This window comes from Brachybacterium sp. GCM10030267 (genome assembly GCF_042666875.1).
In the GTDB taxonomy this organism is placed as follows: domain Bacteria; phylum Actinomycetota; class Actinomycetes; order Actinomycetales; family Dermabacteraceae; genus Brachybacterium.
This window is the reverse complement of the sequence record NZ_JBHTCX010000011.1, coordinates 122,925-139,278: the sequence shown is the minus strand read 5'-3', so window position 1 is coordinate 139,278 and position 16,354 is coordinate 122,925. Positions and strand designations below refer to the sequence as shown.

General features: G+C 70.7%; 18 protein-coding genes. 1 reads left to right on the top strand and 17 read right to left on the bottom strand.

Annotation, left to right across the window (positions count from 1 at the left end):
- Window positions 1-73: 73 nt before the first annotated feature.
- The gene (locus ACFQS2_RS09890) at window positions 74-1,816 is read right to left on the bottom strand and encodes a glycerol-3-phosphate dehydrogenase/oxidase (RefSeq protein WP_377793576.1); all 1,743 of its coding nucleotides are present in this window, start codon (window positions 1,814-1,816) and stop codon (window positions 74-76) included.
- Window positions 1,817-1,921: 105 nt separating this feature from the next.
- Here ACFQS2_RS09890 and ACFQS2_RS09885 point away from each other — a divergent pair, with 105 nt between their 5' ends.
- Window positions 1,922-2,881: a sugar-binding transcriptional regulator gene (locus tag ACFQS2_RS09885; protein WP_377793574.1), complete on the top strand. Its 960-nt coding sequence runs from the start codon at window positions 1,922-1,924 to the stop codon at window positions 2,879-2,881.
- Between the two features lie 11 nt (window positions 2,882-2,892).
- On the opposite strand, the gene ACFQS2_RS09880 is transcribed toward ACFQS2_RS09885, so the two are convergent.
- The 16 genes from ACFQS2_RS09880 to thiD all read right to left on the bottom strand — a co-directional run bounded on the left by ACFQS2_RS09880 (window position 2,893) and on the right by thiD (window position 16,111).
- Entirely contained in the window at window positions 2,893-3,309 is a 417-nt protein-coding gene (locus ACFQS2_RS09880; RefSeq protein WP_377793815.1) for an ASCH domain-containing protein, read from the bottom strand.
- A gap of 192 nt (window positions 3,310-3,501) precedes the next feature.
- On the bottom strand, window positions 3,502-4,374 hold the full coding sequence (gene fdhD / locus ACFQS2_RS09875) for a formate dehydrogenase accessory sulfurtransferase FdhD (RefSeq protein ID WP_377793573.1): 873 nt from the start codon (window positions 4,372-4,374) through the stop codon (window positions 3,502-3,504).
- Window positions 4,375-4,552: 178 nt separating this feature from the next.
- Window positions 4,553-5,008: an ArsR/SmtB family transcription factor gene (locus tag ACFQS2_RS09870; RefSeq protein WP_377793571.1), complete on the bottom strand. Its 456-nt coding sequence runs from the start codon at window positions 5,006-5,008 to the stop codon at window positions 4,553-4,555.
- Entirely contained in the window at window positions 5,005-5,499 is a 495-nt protein-coding gene (locus ACFQS2_RS09865) for an SRPBCC domain-containing protein (RefSeq protein ID WP_377793569.1), read from the bottom strand. The genes ACFQS2_RS09870 and ACFQS2_RS09865 overlap by 4 nt, the downstream gene beginning before the upstream one ends.
- Window positions 5,500-5,654: 155 nt before the next feature.
- The gene (locus ACFQS2_RS09860) at window positions 5,655-6,125 is read right to left on the bottom strand and encodes an SRPBCC family protein (protein WP_377793568.1); all 471 of its coding nucleotides are present in this window, start codon (window positions 6,123-6,125) and stop codon (window positions 5,655-5,657) included.
- Between the two features lie 151 nt (window positions 6,126-6,276).
- On the bottom strand, window positions 6,277-7,113 hold the full coding sequence (locus ACFQS2_RS09855; protein WP_377793567.1) for an SDR family oxidoreductase: 837 nt from the start codon (window positions 7,111-7,113) through the stop codon (window positions 6,277-6,279).
- Window positions 7,113-8,063, bottom strand: coding sequence for an ABC transporter substrate-binding protein (locus tag ACFQS2_RS09850; RefSeq protein WP_377793566.1), 951 nt, complete (start codon window positions 8,061-8,063; stop codon window positions 7,113-7,115). Before ACFQS2_RS09850 ends, ACFQS2_RS09855 begins: the two co-directional genes overlap by 1 nt.
- A gap of 94 nt (window positions 8,064-8,157) precedes the next feature.
- Complete coding sequence (locus ACFQS2_RS09845) at window positions 8,158-8,829, bottom strand: ABC transporter permease (protein ID WP_377020200.1); 672 nt, start codon at window positions 8,827-8,829, stop codon at window positions 8,158-8,160.
- Window positions 8,826-9,476: an ABC transporter permease gene (locus ACFQS2_RS09840; protein ID WP_377020199.1), complete on the bottom strand. Its 651-nt coding sequence runs from the start codon at window positions 9,474-9,476 to the stop codon at window positions 8,826-8,828. The genes ACFQS2_RS09845 and ACFQS2_RS09840 overlap by 4 nt, the downstream gene beginning before the upstream one ends.
- The gene (locus ACFQS2_RS09835; protein WP_377793565.1) at window positions 9,473-10,291 is read right to left on the bottom strand and encodes an ABC transporter ATP-binding protein; all 819 of its coding nucleotides are present in this window, start codon (window positions 10,289-10,291) and stop codon (window positions 9,473-9,475) included. The genes ACFQS2_RS09840 and ACFQS2_RS09835 overlap by 4 nt, the downstream gene beginning before the upstream one ends.
- 92 nt (window positions 10,292-10,383) lie before the next feature.
- Entirely contained in the window at window positions 10,384-11,253 is an 870-nt protein-coding gene (locus ACFQS2_RS09830; RefSeq protein ID WP_377793564.1) for a class II glutamine amidotransferase, read from the bottom strand.
- 95 nt (window positions 11,254-11,348) lie between these two features.
- A complete protein-coding gene (locus ACFQS2_RS09825) occupies window positions 11,349-12,179 on the bottom strand; it encodes an amino acid ABC transporter permease (protein WP_377793562.1) in 831 nt (276 codons plus the stop codon).
- On the bottom strand, window positions 12,176-12,877 hold the full coding sequence (locus tag ACFQS2_RS09820; RefSeq protein ID WP_377793560.1) for an amino acid ABC transporter permease: 702 nt from the start codon (window positions 12,875-12,877) through the stop codon (window positions 12,176-12,178). The genes ACFQS2_RS09825 and ACFQS2_RS09820 overlap by 4 nt, the downstream gene beginning before the upstream one ends.
- Window positions 12,878-13,053: 176 nt before the next feature.
- The gene (locus tag ACFQS2_RS09815; protein ID WP_377793814.1) at window positions 13,054-13,746 is read right to left on the bottom strand and encodes a glutamate ABC transporter substrate-binding protein; all 693 of its coding nucleotides are present in this window, start codon (window positions 13,744-13,746) and stop codon (window positions 13,054-13,056) included.
- Between the two features lie 431 nt (window positions 13,747-14,177).
- Complete coding sequence (locus ACFQS2_RS09810) at window positions 14,178-14,972, bottom strand: amino acid ABC transporter ATP-binding protein (protein WP_377793559.1); 795 nt, start codon at window positions 14,970-14,972, stop codon at window positions 14,178-14,180.
- A gap of 338 nt (window positions 14,973-15,310) precedes the next feature.
- Complete coding sequence (gene thiD / locus ACFQS2_RS09805; protein ID WP_377793558.1) at window positions 15,311-16,111, bottom strand: bifunctional hydroxymethylpyrimidine kinase/phosphomethylpyrimidine kinase; 801 nt, start codon at window positions 16,109-16,111, stop codon at window positions 15,311-15,313.
- Between the last annotated feature and the right edge of the window lie 243 nt (window positions 16,112-16,354).

The window sequence follows — 16,354 nt, the reverse complement described above, 5'->3', positions numbered from 1 at the left end:
CGGGGTGCAGGCAGTGGCCTGCGGGAACCCCGACCGGCGCCGGCCGAGGCTCGGCCGGCGCCCGTGACTGCGGTCAGGTCCGGGGCGGCACCTCCGTCGTCTCGGCCAGGCGCGTCGAGACGAGCTCGTCGCTGGTGGCGCGCTCACCCTCGAGGCGGGCGGCGATGAACTCCCAGTAGGAGTCGATCTCGCGGCGGCGGGCGGCCTCGTCCCAGCCGAGGTCCGGGCCGACGAGGGCGGCGATCTCCTCGGCGGCGTCGGTCCCGCGGTCGGGCGTCTCGTAGTCCAGGCGGGTGCGGCGCTGGAGGATGTCGGCGAGGTGGCGGGCGCCTTCGGCGCGGACCGCGTAGAGCACCTCGGCGCGGAGGTAGCGGGCGTGCTCGAGCGGCTCCCCGAGGGAGGGGTCCTCGTCGATCAGCGCGAGCACGTCGGACAGCAGGGCGCCGTAGCGGGACAGCAGGCGCTCCATGCGCACCTCGTCGAACCCGTAGCGGGCGGCGAGGCGGTCCTTCTCGCGCTGCAGGGCGGTGAATCCCTGGGCGCCGATCACGGGGAGGGAGCGGGTGAGGCTCTTGCGGTCGGGCTCGGAGTCCTTCAGGGCGAAATCGACGACGTCCTCGGCCATCACCCGGTAGGTGGTGAACTTGCCGCCGGCGATCGCGCTGAGGCCGGGTTCGATCTCCATCACGGTGTGCTCGCGGGAGACCTTCGTGGAGCCGGAGTCGTTGCCCTTCTTGACGGGCTGGAGAAGCGGGCGCAGGCCGGAGTAGACGCCGATGACGTCCTCGCGGGTGAGGTCGTCGGCGAGCACGGCGTTGGCGTGCTCGATCACGTAGTCGATGTCCTCGGCAGTGGCGCCGACGGTGCGCGGGTCGTGCGTCCACGGGGTGTCGGTCGTGCCGATCACCCAGTACTCGTCCCAGGGGATGATGAACAGGACGGACTTCTCGGTCTGGGTGATGATCCCGGTGTCCGGGGCGGCGGGGATGCGGTCACGGGCGACGGTGATGTGGATGCCCTTGGAGGCGAGCACCTCGAGACCGGCGTCGGCCCCGGCGAGCTCCTGCTGCTCCTGGGTCCAGACGCCGCCGGCGAGGATGGTCTCGCGGGCGTGGGCCTCGAACTCCTCGCCGGTCTCCTGATCGCGCATGCGAGCACCGGTGACGCGGCCGCGCTCGTCGTGGAGGTAGTCGATGACGGCGGTGTAGTTGGCGACCGAGGCGTCCAGCTGCGCGGCGGAGCGCACCAGCATCATCACGAAGCGGGCGTCGTCGACCTCGGCGTCGTAGTACTCCAGCGCTCCCACTGCCTTCTCGCCGTCCAGGGCGGGGAAGACCTCGAGCATCTTCTCGTGCAGGAGGTGGCGGTGCATGGGGACGGCGCGCTTGCGGCCGACGGACTGCATGGCGTCGTAGAGCATCACGCCGGAGCCGATGAAGGCGCGGTCGACGACCTTCTTGAAGAAGGGGAAGACGAACTTGATGGGCCGCACCAGGTGCGGGGCGGTGTGCTCCAGCAGCAGGTCGCGCTCGCGCAGGGCCTCGGCGACCAGCTTGAAGTCGAGCATCTGGAGGTAGCGCAGGCCGCCGTGCATGAGCTTGGAGGAGCGCGAGGAGGTGCCATTGGCCCAGTCGCGCGACTCGACCAGGCCCACGCTCAGGCCGCGGGTCGCGGCGTCGAAGGCGGCGCCGGCGCCGTTGACGCCACCGCCGACCACGAGGATGTCCAGCGGGTTCTCCGCTGTCGCGGCGCGCAGGCGCGCCAGGTGCTCCGTCCTGTTCTCCGGGGTGAGGGCGGACCGATGCAGGTCGGACACGTGACGCTCCTTCGCGAATGACGACTTCTGTGACGACTCCGCTCATCGTCGAACCTCCGTGCAGCGTCGCGCAAGTGTGGTGCACGAACGTGCAAGACTGCCCGTATGACGCCGGGAACACGCCTCGAGACGGCCTTCGATGCTGCACGGATGTACTACGACGAGGGCCAGACCATGGAGGCGGTGGCCGGCGCGCTGTCCGTCTCGCGCTCGACCGTCTCGCGGCTGCTGCGCGATGCCCGCGAGGCGGGACTGGTGCAGATCTCCCTGCGCCCGCCCAGCGATCACCGGGTCGAGGCGCTGCGGCGCCGGATCGCCCAGCTGTACGGGGTGACGGCGCACGTGATCGCCGCCGGCCCGGCCGACGGGGAGCGCGAACGCCTCGAAGCCGTCGCGGAGGCAGGGGCCGGGTACCTCGACGACATGCTGGAGCCGGGCATGACGATCGGCATGGCCTGGGGCACCACCATCGCTGCGCTGGTGGGCGCCGTGCGCCCGCGCCCGGTGCCGGGGCTGCGGATCGTTCAGCTCAACGGGGCCATCAACACCGAGGGCTCCGGGCTCACCTATGTCTCCACGGTGCTCTCGCAGGCGGCGACGCTGTGGGACGCGACCGTCCACCACTTCCCGGTCCCCGCGTTCTTCGACTACACCGCCACCCGCGACGCCATGTGGCGCGAGCGTTCCGTCCAGCGCGTGCTGGAGACGCAGCGCCAGTGCACCCTGGCCGTCTTCAGCGTCGGCGCCTTCGACGCCGAGGTCCCCAGCCACGTCTACACCAACAACTACCTGACCAGCGAGGACCTCCGTTCCCTGCGGGCCGACGGCGCCATCGGGGATGTGTGCACGGTGTTCCTGCGGGCCGACGGCTCCTTCCGCGGCATCGACATGAACGCACGGGGTTCGGGGCCCGACCCCGTCCAGCTGGCCCGCATCCCCCGCCGGCTATTGCTCGCGGCCGGGACGCGCAAGGCCCTGCCGCTGCGGGCCGCGCTGCGCGCCGGCGTCGCCACGGACGTCGTGGTCGACGAGGTCACCGCCGCGAGCCTGCTGTCCCTGCGGTAGCGCGTCGACCGTCAGCTGCGCTCATCGGCACCCGTCGGACCCGCCGACGTTCGGTGGAGGACGCGGAAGCGTTCGCAGACCACGGGCATGTCGGGCGCGAAGCCGCGCGAGGAGTGCTCACGCCAGAACGTCTCGTGGATCCTCCGCCAGCTTCCCAGGGTGCGGTCGTCCTCGCCCTCGGAGTGGGCATGGTCGTCGCTGACCTGATCGAAGGGAACGATGTCGATCGCGGTCACCTCGAGCACCGCGCGCGGAACGCCGGCACCGTCGAGGATGATCGAGAGATCGCCGACCGCGGGGATCGGCTCCCCCTCTTCCTCGTAGTCCCACAGCGAGGAGGCCGTTGCCGTCTTCGTCCCCTCGAGCACCAGTGCGAGCAGACCGTCGGCGTGCTCCGGAGTCGCGCCGAACGCCCAGGCCTCGGGCATCCCGGCCGGTAAGGACGGGCGCGCAGCGCGGGCCTCCGCCCAGAACTCGGCGTAGTCGGGAGCGACGGCAGGTTCGACGCATGTGACGGCGGGTTCGTTCGCGGCGGCTGGGGCGGGAGGTTCGTCGACGGGGGTCACGCGCCGAGAGTATCCCGCCGCTGGACGATCGATGTGACGTGCGAGGCGGCGGGATCAGCCGGCGACGTCGCGGAGGTCGAGGCGGTCGGGGTGGGTGTAGAGGTTCATCCGGCCATCGCCGTCCTCGCTGGCGCGCGTGAAGCCCACCAGGGTCATGCCGAACTCCTCGGCGGTGTCCACGGCCAGCGAACTCGCCGCGGAGACGCAGGCCAGCAAGGGGATCCCGGCCATGTAGGCCTTCTGGGTGATCTCGAAGCTGGCCCGCGAGGAGACCAGGAGGAAGGTGTCCCGCACGGGCAGGCGATCCTCGAGCAATGCCCAGCCGATGACCTTGTCGACCGCGTTGTGCCGGCCGACGTCCTCGCGCACCACCAGCAGGTTGCCCTCGAGGTCGACGAGAGCCGCGGCGTGGACGCCCCCGGTGCGGGCGAAGACGGTCTGCTCGGCGGACAGCGCGCGGGCGGCACCGAGGATGACGCGCGGGTCGAGCGACCAGTTCTGCATCAGTGTGTACCGGCTCTTCTGGCGCACCGCATCGATGCTCTCGGAGCCGCAGACTCCGCACGCGGACGTGGTGGTGAAGTTCTTCGTGGCCAGGGGCAGCAGCTGCGGGCGCGTGGTGGTGAAGTCCATGACGTTGTAGGTGTTGCGGGCGAAGCCGCTGTCGTCCTCGACCACGGCGCCGTCGCAGTAGCGGGCCTCGGTGATGTCCTCGCGGTGGGCGATCAGCCCTTCCCCGTGGAGGAAGCCGTGGATCAGCTCGACGTCGTGGCCCGGGGTGCGCATGGTCAGGCTCAGCTGCTGCCCGTTCAGGCGGATGTCCAGCGGCTCCTCGACGGCGACGTGGTCGCTCTTGCGGCCCGCATACAGCGTGCCCTCGCGCACTCGGACCGTGCGGATCCGCGTCCTCTCGGTGACCCTGCCCATGGTGCGAGCGTAGCCCTCTCACCTGCACAGCGGTCGTCGGCCGCGGAACTCGGGGCATCCGCGCGACGAGCGCGGCCATGCGGCGAAGGCGGCTCCCGGCCAGGACAGTCACACGGGGAAGGCGGCTACTCGACCCGCGCGACCATGCGGCGAAGACGGTTACCCGGCGAGCCAGACCTCACGCCCCGGGGCCGGAGCCCTCGGCCAGCTCCTTGATCCGTGCCAGTCGGCGGTCCCAGCCGCGGGCGACGACGCCGAGCAGGTCGGACACCTCCCGGATGCGAGTGGGGTGGACGTCGTGGACGCGGCGGCGGGCCTGCCGGGTGACTTCGACCAGCCCCGCCTCATCGAGGATACGCAGGTGCTTGGCGACGGCCTGGCGGGTGAGGTCGAGGTCGCGCGCTACGGCCCCGGCGTCATCGGGCTGCTCCGCCAGGCGCACGAGGATCCGCCGACGGGTGCGGTCGGCGAGCGCTGCGAACACCTCGTCGGCCCCCTCGGCGAGCAGACCGTCGAGGTCTCCCCGGTGGCGCCCTGCCGTCGCCTCGGACGCCGTGACATGGCGAGGTCCTGTGTGCCCGACGGGGTGACCGGGCGCGGCGGGATCGTCGGCAGCCCGTTGCGGCGCGTTCACGCAGACGCCTCCGCGAGCGTCCGCGCCACGGCGAGCTCCTCGATCCAGCCCTTCGTGTTGTCCTCGAAGCGCTCGCGGCGCACAGCGGCGTCGGAGCTGATCCCCGCGAAGCCTCGCTCGCGCACGGTCAGCTGCACGCCGTTCCCGTCCGGCTCGATCGTGAACTCGACGGTGTTCTTCGGGCAGTCGTCGAGTGCTCCGGCCTGGCCGCCGAGCCAGGTGAACACCGCGCGACGCGGCGGCTCGAGCGCCTCGATGCCGAGGGAGAACTCCCCATGGACCGGGTCGACCACCCGGGCGACGTCCCCGTCGGTCTCGATCTCATGCGGGCGATACTCGCCGTCATTGATGAACCATCCGGGCTCGCTGATGATGGCGAACACCGTCTCGGCCGACGCGTCGATGTGGATGCTGCGGATGATCTCGTCGGGCACGTCGTCCGTGGTCAGGCGGACGTCGTCACCCGGAAGGGAGGTGGGGTCGCTGGTCATGGCGGGCTCCTGTGATCGGGGCGCGACCGCCCTGGCCGCGTGCGACCAGCGTGGCACGACCTGCCCCGTAGTGCAACCTCCTGGCTGCACTACGGGGGTGCGCGACCGGGCTTCGATCCGCAGCAGGCGCGGACCGGGGCGGCGTGCGCGCGAGATCAGGGGTTGGTGACCGCGGCGGCGAGTTTGTTCAGCGACTCCTCCAAGTCCTCCTCCGGAACCCCGGGGAAGATCGGCAGCAGCTTCGGGTCGGTGACCGCGGACCAGTCGTAGGTCAGCGTGACCTCGGTGGTACCGGCGTCGAGGGGCTTGAGCTCGTAGAGCCATTCCCAGCCGGGCACGTCGTCCGGCGACTCCTCGCGAGCGGGCTTCCACCCGATCATCTTGTTCTCGTCGAAGGCGGTGACGTGGTTGCGCATGCGGTAGTCGCCACCCATGCCCTCGGCATACATGTTCATCGTGAACTGCTCACCGGCCTTGGTCACGCGCTCGGTGTTCTCGGCGGAGCGGACCATGCCGGACCCGTCGACGTCGGGGTGGCGTGCAGGCAGGCTCAGCAGGTCGAAGAGGTCCTTGGCGGGGGCGTCGATGACGCGGCTGACGACGATCTTGTTCTCTTCCGTGGTCATACCGCCACCCTAGGAGACCGCCGGCCGCTGCACGCGGTGTTCGGGAGGATCGTGACCGCCCGGTCCGGCCGTGGGCCGCGCCGCCGCCCACCCGTCCGAGCACAGGGACGGTGGCCGCCTCACCCCGCCTCACCGGCCAGCGGCGGCCGCCTCACAAGGGCGAGGCCACCGCCTCCGCGAGCGGGGTGGCCGGGCGGCCCAGCACCGTGGCGACGTCGTCGCTGACCACGTCGAGCTGCCCTGAGGCGATCGCGGTGTAGGTGCTGATCCAGGCCTCGACCATCCAGTCCGGCACACCGTAGGAGGACCGGGAGGCGTGAGCCTCCTCGAGAGTCTCGTCGACGTAGCGGTACTCCTCCCCCAGCGCGCCGGTCATGATCGCGGCGGCCTCGCCCAGCGACACCGCCGCGGGTCCGGTGAGGTCGAGGGTGCGCCCGGCCCAGCCGGAGGGGTCGCGCAGGATGGCGGCGGCGACCTCGGCGACGTCGGCTCGGGCCACGAAGGCGCAGCGGCCCTCCCCTCCTGGCCCGCGGACTGTGCGGTCCTCGCCGGCGAAGTCGAGCAGGACGTCGGCATAGAAGCTGTCGCGCAGGACGGTCCACGCCATGCCCGATTCCCGCAGGAACTCCTCGGTGGCGCCGTGGTCCCGCGCCAGCGTGAACTCCGCCTCGGCCGAGGCGCCGAGGAAGGACGTGTAGACGACGTGGCCCACGCCGGCATCGGCCGCGGCCCGGATCACGGTGCGGTGCTGCTCGATCCGGTCGGCGGCCTCCCCGGCGGAGACCAGGAACAGTACGTCGACGTCGGCGAAGGCGGTCCGGCACGCGTCGGCATCGGCGTACTCGGCGCGGACCACGTCGGCTCCCGCGATCTCCGGCGCCCGGCGCGGGCTGCGCACCACCAGTCGCAGGTCGGGCCCGAGGTCACTCAGCTCGCGGGCGACCGCGCCGCCGATCTTCCCGGTCGCTCCGGTGACGGCGATCCTCATCAGACCAGGCCCTTCTCGCTGAGCCAGCCGCTGGCGATGTCCGCCGAGGAGGCCTGGTCCTCGACGCTCTGACGGTTCAGCTCGATCAGGTCGTCGGGCGTCAGCGCCTCGATGACCGAGGTCATGGCGGCCTCGGCGGCCTCGTCGACCTTCTCGCTGACGACGGGGACCACGTTCTGCGGCAGGATCAGCGACTCCGGGTCCTCGAGGACGACGAAATCGTTCGCCACGATGGCCGGATCGGAGGTGTACAGATCCGCTAGCTGCACATCCCCGTCCGTCAGCGCCTGCACGGTCAGGGGACCACCGGAGTCCTCGACCGGGACCACCGTGATGTCGACGCCGTAGACGGACTTCACGCCCTCGGGCCCGTAGGGGCGGACCTCGAACTCGCTGTTGGCGGCGATCTTCAGATCGTCGATGCCCGCGAGATCGCCGATCGAGCTCAGGGAGTTCGCCTCGGCGAACTCGGACGTGGTGGTGTAGGAGTCCTGGTCGGTGGCCTCGGCGAACGGCAGCAGACGCAGGCCCTCCGGGAGCACCTCGCCGAGCGCGGAGTGGATCTCCTCGGGGCTGGCCGACGCGGCCTCGGAGTCGTAGAACTGCAGCAGGTTGCCGGTGTACTCCGGCAGCACGTCGAGGGCGCCGCTCTCGAGCTCCGGCATGTAGACCTCGCGCTGACCGATCTGGAACTGCCGGTCGACGGTGAGTCCTTCGGCTTCGAGGACCTGCGCGAACAGCTCGGCGATGATCTCGTTGGAGTAGTAGGCCTGGGATCCGATCACGATCGTGCTCGCGTCGGCCCCGCCGGAGCCGCCGCCGTCGGAACCGCCCTCTCCGCCGCTTCCCTCCTCGAAGGGGTCCGAGCTGCCGCAGGCGCCCGCTCCGAGGGCCACGCCGCCGATGCCGAACGCGCCGAGCAGACGGCGCCGAGTGCTGTGGATGGTCATGAGGATCCTCCTGGGGTGCGGAACAGCGGACGGGCGATGGAACGGTGGGCCGACGGGACGGGACAGTGGACCGATGGAACGGGAGGGGCGGTGCTCAGGCGGGACGGGCACCGCGCGGGGAGGTGGCGCGCTGGATGATCAGCAGCGCGAGGTCGAGCAGCAGCGCGAGGGCGATCACCAGCAGGGAACCGGCGATCATCTGCGGATAGTCCTGGGAGCCGAGCCCGAGGAAGATGTAGCGGCCCAGGCCCCCGTTGCCGACGTAGGCCGCGAGCATGGCGGTGGCCACGACCTGCACCGTCGCCCCGCGGAAGCCGCCGATGATCAGCGGCATGCCCAGCGGGATCTCGACCCGGGTGAGGATCTGCCACTCGGTCATGCCCTGAGCGCGGGCGGCATCGACGGTGGCGGGGTCCGCCGATTCGACCGCGGAGTACGCCCCGGCGAGCAGGGAGGGCAGCGCCAGGATCACGAAGGCCAGCAGCGGCGCGGTCAGGCCGATGCCCAGCACGAGGGCGAACAGAGTGACCAGTCCCAGCGTGGGCAGGGCGCGGGCGGCCCCGGAGGCGGCGACCGCGAGCCCGGCGAACCGACCGGTGTGGCCCACCAGCAGGCCGATCGGAATGGCGATCAGTGCGGCGATCAGCACCCCGAGGGCGGTGTAACCGAGGTGCTCGAGGGTGCGCACAGGGATGCCGGAGGGGCCGCTCCAGCGAGCGGGGTCGGCCAGCCAGACGAAGGCCTCGCCGTAGGGATTCTCGTTCACGGCCGGCTGACCACCTTCCGCCGGGTCCAGGGCATCAGCGCTCTGCCCAGCAGCACCAGCAGCGCGTCCGTGAGCAGGGCGAGCGCTGCCGTGAGCACCACGCCGGCCGCGATCTCCGCCACGATGCCGCGGCGGAACCCGTCCACGAAGAGCATTCCCAGGCTGGGCACCCCGAGCACGCCGCCCACGGTGACCAGCGAGATGGTGCTGACGGCGACGACGCGCACGCCCGCCAGCAGCACCGGCCCGGCCAGCGGCAGCTCGACCTGCCAGAACCGGGCCAGCGGGGCGTACCCCTGTGCGGTGGCGGAGCTGAGCACGTCGCGGTCTACGGAGCGGAACCCGTCGGAGGCGGCGGGGACCATCAGGGCCAGGCCGTACAGCGAGAGCGCGACGATGATGTTCACGGGGCTGCGCACTCCGGTGCCGATGATGCCCGGCAGCAGCACGAACAGCGGCAGCGAGGGGATCGCGTACATCAGTCCCGACGCGGTGGTGACACCCGGCCGCAGCCAGCCGGTCAGGTTGGCGAGCTTCGCGATCGGCAGCGCCAGCACGAGCGCGATGAGGATCGGCGGCAGCGCCTGGACCAGGTGGGCACCGGTGCGCGCCGCGAGAACATCGAGGTTGGCGAGCACCCAGCTCACGACGGGGTCTCCAGCACACCGGCCGCGCGACCGTCGGCGTCGACCACGACATCGCGTCCGTCGACCTGCTCGACGTGGAGGGTGCGGGCCCCGCGGTCGGCGCCGACGAAGCTCGCCACGAACTCGTCGGCCGGATCGGCGAGGATCTCCTGCGGGGTGCCGACCTGGGCCACGACGCCACCGGGCTTGAGGATGACGACGCGGTCGCCGACCAGGAACGCCTCGTCGATGTCGTGGGTGACGAACACGATCGTCTTGCGCAGCTCCCGCTGCAGGCGCAGCAGCTCCTGCTGCAGCTCACTGCGCACGATCGGGTCCACTGCACCGAAGGGCTCGTCCATCAGCAGGATGTTCGGATCGGCCGCGAGGCCACGGGCCACGCCGACGCGCTGCTGCTGACCACCGGAGAGCTGCGCAGGATAGCGGCGGGCGAGGGCGGCATCGAGGCCGACCGTCTCCATCAGCTCGTGAGCGCGGCGGCGGGCCTCCCCCTTGGAGGTGCCGCGCAGCACGGGCACGGTGGTGATGTTGTCCAGCACGGTGCGATGCGGCAGCAGCCCGGAGGCCTGCATGACGTAGCCGATGCTGCGACGCAGCGTCACGGGATCCAGGCTGGCCACGTCGTCCCCGTCGATGTGGACCCGGCCGGAGGTGGCATCGACCATGCGATTGACCATCCGCAGCAGCGTGGTCTTACCCGAGCCGGAGGTTCCCACGAGCACCACCGACTCGTGGGAGGCGATGTCCAGGCTGAAGTCCGCCACCGCGACCGCGCCGCCGGGGTACTCCTTGCGGATGTTCTCGAATCCGATCACCGGGACCTCCAGTCCTGTCGGGGCGACGAGCTGTCACCACCGGCTCTCTCAACCTTATCCAGATGGCGGCCTCCGTGGCGGCGCCTTGCCGTTCAGCGCACCTCGCAGTCCAGGGCGGGACGCACCGAGACGCTGAGGTCGCCCCGGTTGATCACCAGCGCCTGGCCCTCGCCCACGTCGAGATGGTCGGCCTGAGGGATCCCGGAGGAGGCCACGATGACGCGGTCGGCGTCGATGCGGTAGCGCAGCGAGTAGTTGTCGGCGGTGTGATGAGGCTTGGCCTGGGCCGGATCGGACTGCTGATAGGCGATCATCACGTCGGGCGTCATGTACAGGCAGTTCAGGGCCTCGGGAACGCGACCGGCGTGCTCGAGGCACAGCTGCGTGAGCTCGGCGGCGGCCCGCTGCACGGCGGTCGCCGGGTCCGTCTCGCGGACATGAAGCTCGACCAGGGAGAAGTACAGCTCCGAGTCCGTGGTGCCCTCGGGCGTGCGCCCGCCGCGCGCGAGGATCGCTTCACGCAGCGGGTCGGAGAGGTCGTACTGGCCGTTGTGCGCGAATACCGCCTCACCCTCGCGGAAGGGATGGGTGTTGTCGATCCGCAGGGGCAGGCCGGGGCTCGCCTTGCGCAGGTGCACGAGCATCATCGGGCCCGTGGCCTCGGCGACGGCGTCCCGGTAGGCCGCGGATTCTCGGGCCACATCGAGGTGGCGGTGGATGCGGGGCCGACGGGGGTCGACGGGCCGGTGCTCACCGGCCGGCCGAGGAGTCCCTGCGGCTGCGTCATCCCCGCCGGCCGCCGCCTCGTCGGCCGCCGCCTTCCCGTCGGCCGCGTCGAACCAGGCCACGCCCCATCCGTCGCGATGGATCTCGGACTGTTCGGTGAACGGTTCGATCTCGTCACGGACAGCACGGTCCAGGGAGATGGGCTCACGGGAGACGACGCCGAGCAGTCGGCACATGGCAGGACCAGCCTTCCGGGGAACAGTGGACGACGGGGACGACGAACAGGGCCGACGCGAGCGGCAGGGATGACGCGTCGGGCGGCGTGTCGGGCTCAGCTCGCGCCGGCGCGGGCCTTCATGTGCGCATCCAGTGCCAGCGCGATCCGGGTGAGCAGGAAGTTCACGGCGATGTAGATGACCGAGACGACGATGTAGGTCTGGACCAGGTAGCGCGTGATCGAGACCATCGTCTTGCCCTGGAACTGCAGCTCGTTGACGCTGACCACGTAGCCGAGGGTGGAGTCCTTCAGCAGGGAGACCAGGGCGAGGATGAGGCTGGGCAGGACCAGGCGCACGGCCTGCGGCAGGATCACGGAGAGCATGGAGTCGCGGTGGCTGAGCCCGATCGCGGCGGCGGCCTCGTGCTGCCCCACGTCGACCGCCTTGATGCCGGCCCGGAACACCTCCGCGGTGGTCGCGGAGGAGACCAGCACCATCGGGATCGCGAGCATCCAGAACCGTGGGAACGTGAACCCGTAGGCGGGCAGAGCCAGTAGGAACCCGTAGACCACCAGCAGCATCGGGATGCCGCGGAAGAACTCGATCCACACCGTGCTCGCTGCGCTGAGCACCCGCAGCCGCGACAGCCGCGCCAGCGCCAGCAGCAGCCCGAGGGGGAAGGCCACCGCTGCGGCGACAGCGGTGACCTGCACCGTCCCGGCGAGCCCTTGCCCGAGAAAGGCGAGGTAGTCGGCCCGGAGGTAGACGACCCACTTGTTCGGATCCAGCTGCCCGTTGATCGCGAACTGCCGCAGTCCCGCCGCGAGCAGGCCGAGGATCGCCAGGATACTGAGGATCGACAGCAGCAGGATCCGCCGGCGCCCCTTGGGGCCGGGGGCGTCGAACAGCACCTGGGTCGCAGTATTGCTGGTCGCGGCGCTCATGCCTGGGCTCCTGCCGTGACATCCAGAGCATTGCGGGTCCGGGAGCGGCCCGGCCGCTGCCCCGGGGAGACGGCGCGCTCGATGACGCCGCCGAGCGCGGCGCCGCCCAGGGACATCGCCAGATACACGGTCCCAGCCACCAGGAACATGATCACCGCCTGCGCGTACTGGATGTTGAGGGTCTGGGTGACCCAGGTGATCTCACTGACCGAGATCGCCGAGCACAGCGCCGATCCGATCACCGTGCCGATGAAGACGTTCACCAGGGGCTGGACCATGGCGCGGAAGGCCTGCGGGAGCACCACGTGGCGCAGCGTCCCGAAGAAGCCGAGCCCGATCGACCGCGCCGCTTCGGCGTGGCCGACGGGCACCGTGTTGATCCCCGAGCGGACGTTCTCGCACACGAAGGCGGCCGACGAGAGGGTCAGCCCCAGCACGCCGCACCAGAAGTAGGGCAGGCGCAGCCCGACGTCGGGGAGGCCGAACGCGACCAGGATCAGCAGGCTCAGCAGCGGGATGTTGCGGAAGATCTCGACGTAGACCGTCGCGGCCCAGCGCAGCGGCGGAATGGGGCTGACCCGGCACACCGCGAGCGCGGTGCCGACGACGAGCGCGAACAGATAGCCGAGCACGACCAGCGCGAACGTGGTCGCGATGCCCTCCACCAACAGGGGGATGTTCTCGCGGATGGCTTGCATGGGTCCCTCTCGAGATCAGGGGCGGGCTGACGGGCGGGGTGCGACCGTCGGCCGTGCATGTCGCACGGGGGCGGCCGCGGGCCGTGCATATCGCACGAGCGGCCGGATCCCATCGTCGCGCCGGGCCGACGGGCCGGTCGCGGCCGTCGGCCGAGCGCGTCCGCCGGTCCGTCGGCTCACGCCGGCATGTCGCCCGGGGTCGGGGGTTCGGGGGCCGAGCCATCCACGACCTCGCCGATGGTGGCGGCCCACAGCGCGTCCCAGGTACCGGAGTCGATGAGCTCCTGGAGGAAGGTGTTGACGAACTCGACGGCGTCCTCGTGGTCCTGCGAAAGGCCGATGCCGTACGGGTCGTCGACGAACGGTTCACCGACCACGGAGACCTCCGGGTCTGCGGCGGAGTTGCCCAGCAGCACGCCTTGGTCGAGGACGTACGCGTCGGAACGACCCTGCTTCAGTGCGGCGACGCAGGACTCGTTGTCCGGGAGGGTCTCGACCTCTCCCGGGTCGGTCACGAACTCCTCGATGGCCTGGATGCCGGTCGAGTTGGACTGGGTGACGAGGTTCTTGCCGGTGAGGTCCTCCGGTCCGGCGACGGTCTCGGCGTCCTCAGTCCGGACCTGAATGGCGGTGCCCGAGAGATAGTACGGGCCGGCGAAGTTGATGACCTCGAGGCGCTCGGGAGTGATCGAGTAGGTGGCGATCACGCAGTCCACGGTGCCGTTCTGGACCATGGTCTCGCGGGTCTCGACCGTAGTGTCGATGTACTCGATCTTGCCCTCGATGTCCTCGCCGAGGATGTAGCGGGCCAGCAGCTGGGTGATGCCCGCGTCGAAACCGGTGGGCTCGCCGCCACTGGTGCTGGCCAGGGAGAAGACCTGGTTGGCGAGGGTGCCACCACGGATCAGCTGGTCCTTGTCCTTGATGGCGCTCGCCCAGGCGCTGGCGGCGACGACGTCGTCCTCGGCGATCGGGCCGGAGGCGATGGCGTCGGTGAACGCCGAGCCTTCGGCGCCGCCGCCATCGGAGCCGCCGCCCAGTGAGGGGCCCTCACCCGTCTCGGAGGAGCAGGCGGCGAGGGCACCGAGGGGCAGGGCGGCAGCGGCCGCGACGACGGCGCGACGGCCGGGNGCTGGTGCGGGTCATGGATCTCTCCGATTCTCGAGTCGCCCGTGGGGCGGGGTCGGGGCTGTGGGGTGGGTCGGGGCTGGTGGGGCGTGGTCGCGGCTGGCGGGGCATGGTCGCGGCTGGCGGGGCCGGGAAGGAGCCGGTGCGGCACGGCTGGTGCTGGTACGGCCGGTCAGTGGGGCAGGATCTTGCCCAGGAACGCCTTGGCGCGCTCGCTGCGTGGTGCGGTGAAGAATTCCTCGGGCTCGCCCTGTTCGACGATCTCTCCCGCATCCATATAGATCACGCGGTCGCAGACATGGCGGGCGAAGCCCATTTCGTGGGTCACCACCAGCATCGTCATGCCCTGCTCGGCGAGCTCGGTCATCACGTCGAGCACCTCGTTGATCACCTCGGGGTCGAGCGCCGAGGTGGGCTCGTCGAAGAGCATGGCTTTGGGTCTCATGGCCAGTGCCCGGGCGATCGCCACGCGCTGCTGCTGCCCGCCGGACAGCGCCGTCGGCAACGCGTTCGCCTTGTCGGCGAGACCGACGCGCTCGAGCAGCTCCATGGCCTGCGCCTCGGCCTCCGCCTTGGAGGCTCCGCGCACCTTCCGCGGGCCGAGGGTGACGTTGTCGATCGCCTTGAGGTGGGGGAAGAGGTTGAAGGCCTGGAAGACCATGCCGACGTCGCTGCGCAGCTTGGTCAGCTCCTTCCCTTCCTCCGGCAGCCGCTGGCCGTCGATGGTGATCTCGCCGGCGGAGATCGTCTCGAGCCGGTTCAAGCAGCGGCACACGGTCGACTTCCCGGATCCGGAGGCGCCGATCAGCGCCACCACTTCACCGCGATGGATATCGAGATCGATGTTCTTCAGCGCCTGGAAATCGCCGAAGAACTTCTCCACGCCGCGCGCGGAGATCAGGGGCTCCCCGATCTGCTTCGATGCCTCCGGCCGCGTCGAACCCGTGGCTGTGCTGGTATCGGTCATAAGGGTGAGAATGCGGTGTCAGGAGGCGCCCTGTCCAGGCAGTGGGCATTCCGCTCACCGTTCGGAACAAGTTCGTGACCGGTGTTCACGCGATGACCGGAGATGGCGGCCCCTTTCCCTGGAGTCCCTGGCTCGATGAGGGGTAGCGCTGGCGCGGCCGGGTACTGGCGACATAGCGGGAACCGTGGCCATATAGGCAACGGCTCCCGCTATGTCGCCAGTTGTCGGGAGCGCCCCCGCCGGTCAGGGGTGGCGCGGCCCGGGCCGGGCACCCGTTCGGGGACAGCAGCCCGGGCCGGGCGCCCGTTCCGGGCCAGCGGTCCGGGCGGACTCGCCGCTCAGCGGTGGTAGGCGCCCTGGTAGACGGCGTCGAAGGGGGTGTGGCCGGCCTGGCGGTTCTCGATGGAGACGGTGACGATCTCCTTGGCCACCTGCGCCGCCTCGAGGGCGGTGGCGCCCTTGGCCAGCTCCGCGGTGACCGCGGCGGCCAGCGTGCAGCCGGCGCCGGAGACGCGCTCCTGGCCGATCTTGGGGCTGCGCAGCTCGACGACCTCGTCCCCGTCGTAGAAGATGTCGACCGCGTCGGACCCGTCCAGGACCACGCCGCCCTTGGCCAGGACCGTGACGTCGTAGGCCTCGTGGATGCGCCGGGCGGCCTCGGTGAGCTCCTCGACGGTCTCGATCTTCTCCATCCCCGACAGCGTCAGCGCCTCGAAGTGGTTGGGCGTGACGAAGGTGGCCAGCGGGAGGATCTTCTCCTTGAGGGCGTTGTCCGTGTCCAGGGCCGCGCCGGGCTCCTGCCCCTTGCAGATCAGCACCGGGTCGAGCACGACGTGGGTGAAGCTGCGCTCGCGCAGGGAGGCGGCGACGGTGTCGATGGTGACGGGCGTGCCCAGCATGCCGATCTTGACCGTGTCGATGTCGTGGACGGCGGTGGTCGCCTCGATCTGGTCCGAGATCACCTCCGGGTCGACGGGCACGAAGCGGTGGGCCCAGTCGTTCTTCGGGTCGAAGGAGACGATGCAGGTCAGAGCCGCGGTGCCGAACGTGCCGAGCTGGTGGAACGTCTTGAGGTCCGCCTGGGCGCCGGCGCCACCGGATGCTTCGGAACCGGCGATGGTCAGGGCGACGTGAGTCATGGGAACCTTCCTTCGATGCTGTGGGGCTTCGATCCTGTCGGGGGCGGTGCCGCGTGCCCCGATCGCGGCGCTGTGGCCACGACCCGGAGGTCGACGGGGGCGATGCACCCGTCACGGCAACGGAGACCGCGCGCTCCCAGGGTGCCGACGTCGTCGGCCCCGTCGCAGCGGCCTGGCCGTGCGCTCCCAGGATCCGGGTGCACGCGAGTGGGCGGGTCGGCGACCACTCAGCATCCGGACCCG

Coding starts and splice junctions, on each gene's coding strand:
- ACFQS2_RS09860 (WP_377793568.1), bottom strand. CDS start 6,125: ATGACCACGGAAGAGAACAAGATCGTCGTCAGCCGCGTCATCGACGCC.
- ACFQS2_RS09810 (WP_377793559.1), bottom strand. CDS start 14,972: ATGACCGATACCAGCACAGCCACGGGTTCGACGCGGCCGGAGGCATCG.
- ACFQS2_RS09865 (WP_377793569.1), bottom strand. CDS start 5,499: ATGACCAGCGACCCCACCTCCCTTCCGGGTGACGACGTCCGCCTGACC.
- ACFQS2_RS09820 (WP_377793560.1), bottom strand. CDS start 12,877: ATGCAAGCCATCCGCGAGAACATCCCCCTGTTGGTGGAGGGCATCGCG.
- ACFQS2_RS09830 (WP_377793564.1), bottom strand. CDS start 11,253: ATGTGCCGACTGCTCGGCGTCGTCTCCCGTGAGCCCATCTCCCTGGAC.
- ACFQS2_RS09885 (WP_377793574.1), top strand. CDS start 1,922: ATGACGCCGGGAACACGCCTCGAGACGGCCTTCGATGCTGCACGGATG.
- ACFQS2_RS09880 (WP_377793815.1), bottom strand. CDS start 3,309: ATGCCCGAGGCCTGGGCGTTCGGCGCGACTCCGGAGCACGCCGACGGT.
- fdhD (WP_377793573.1), bottom strand. CDS start 4,374: ATGGGCAGGGTCACCGAGAGGACGCGGATCCGCACGGTCCGAGTGCGC.
- thiD (WP_377793558.1), bottom strand. CDS start 16,111: ATGACTCACGTCGCCCTGACCATCGCCGGTTCCGAAGCATCCGGTGGC.
- ACFQS2_RS09825 (WP_377793562.1), bottom strand. CDS start 12,179: ATGAGCGCCGCGACCAGCAATACTGCGACCCAGGTGCTGTTCGACGCC.
- ACFQS2_RS09850 (WP_377793566.1), bottom strand. CDS start 8,063: ATGACCATCCACAGCACTCGGCGCCGTCTGCTCGGCGCGTTCGGCATC.
- ACFQS2_RS09855 (WP_377793567.1), bottom strand. CDS start 7,113: ATGAGGATCGCCGTCACCGGAGCGACCGGGAAGATCGGCGGCGCGGTC.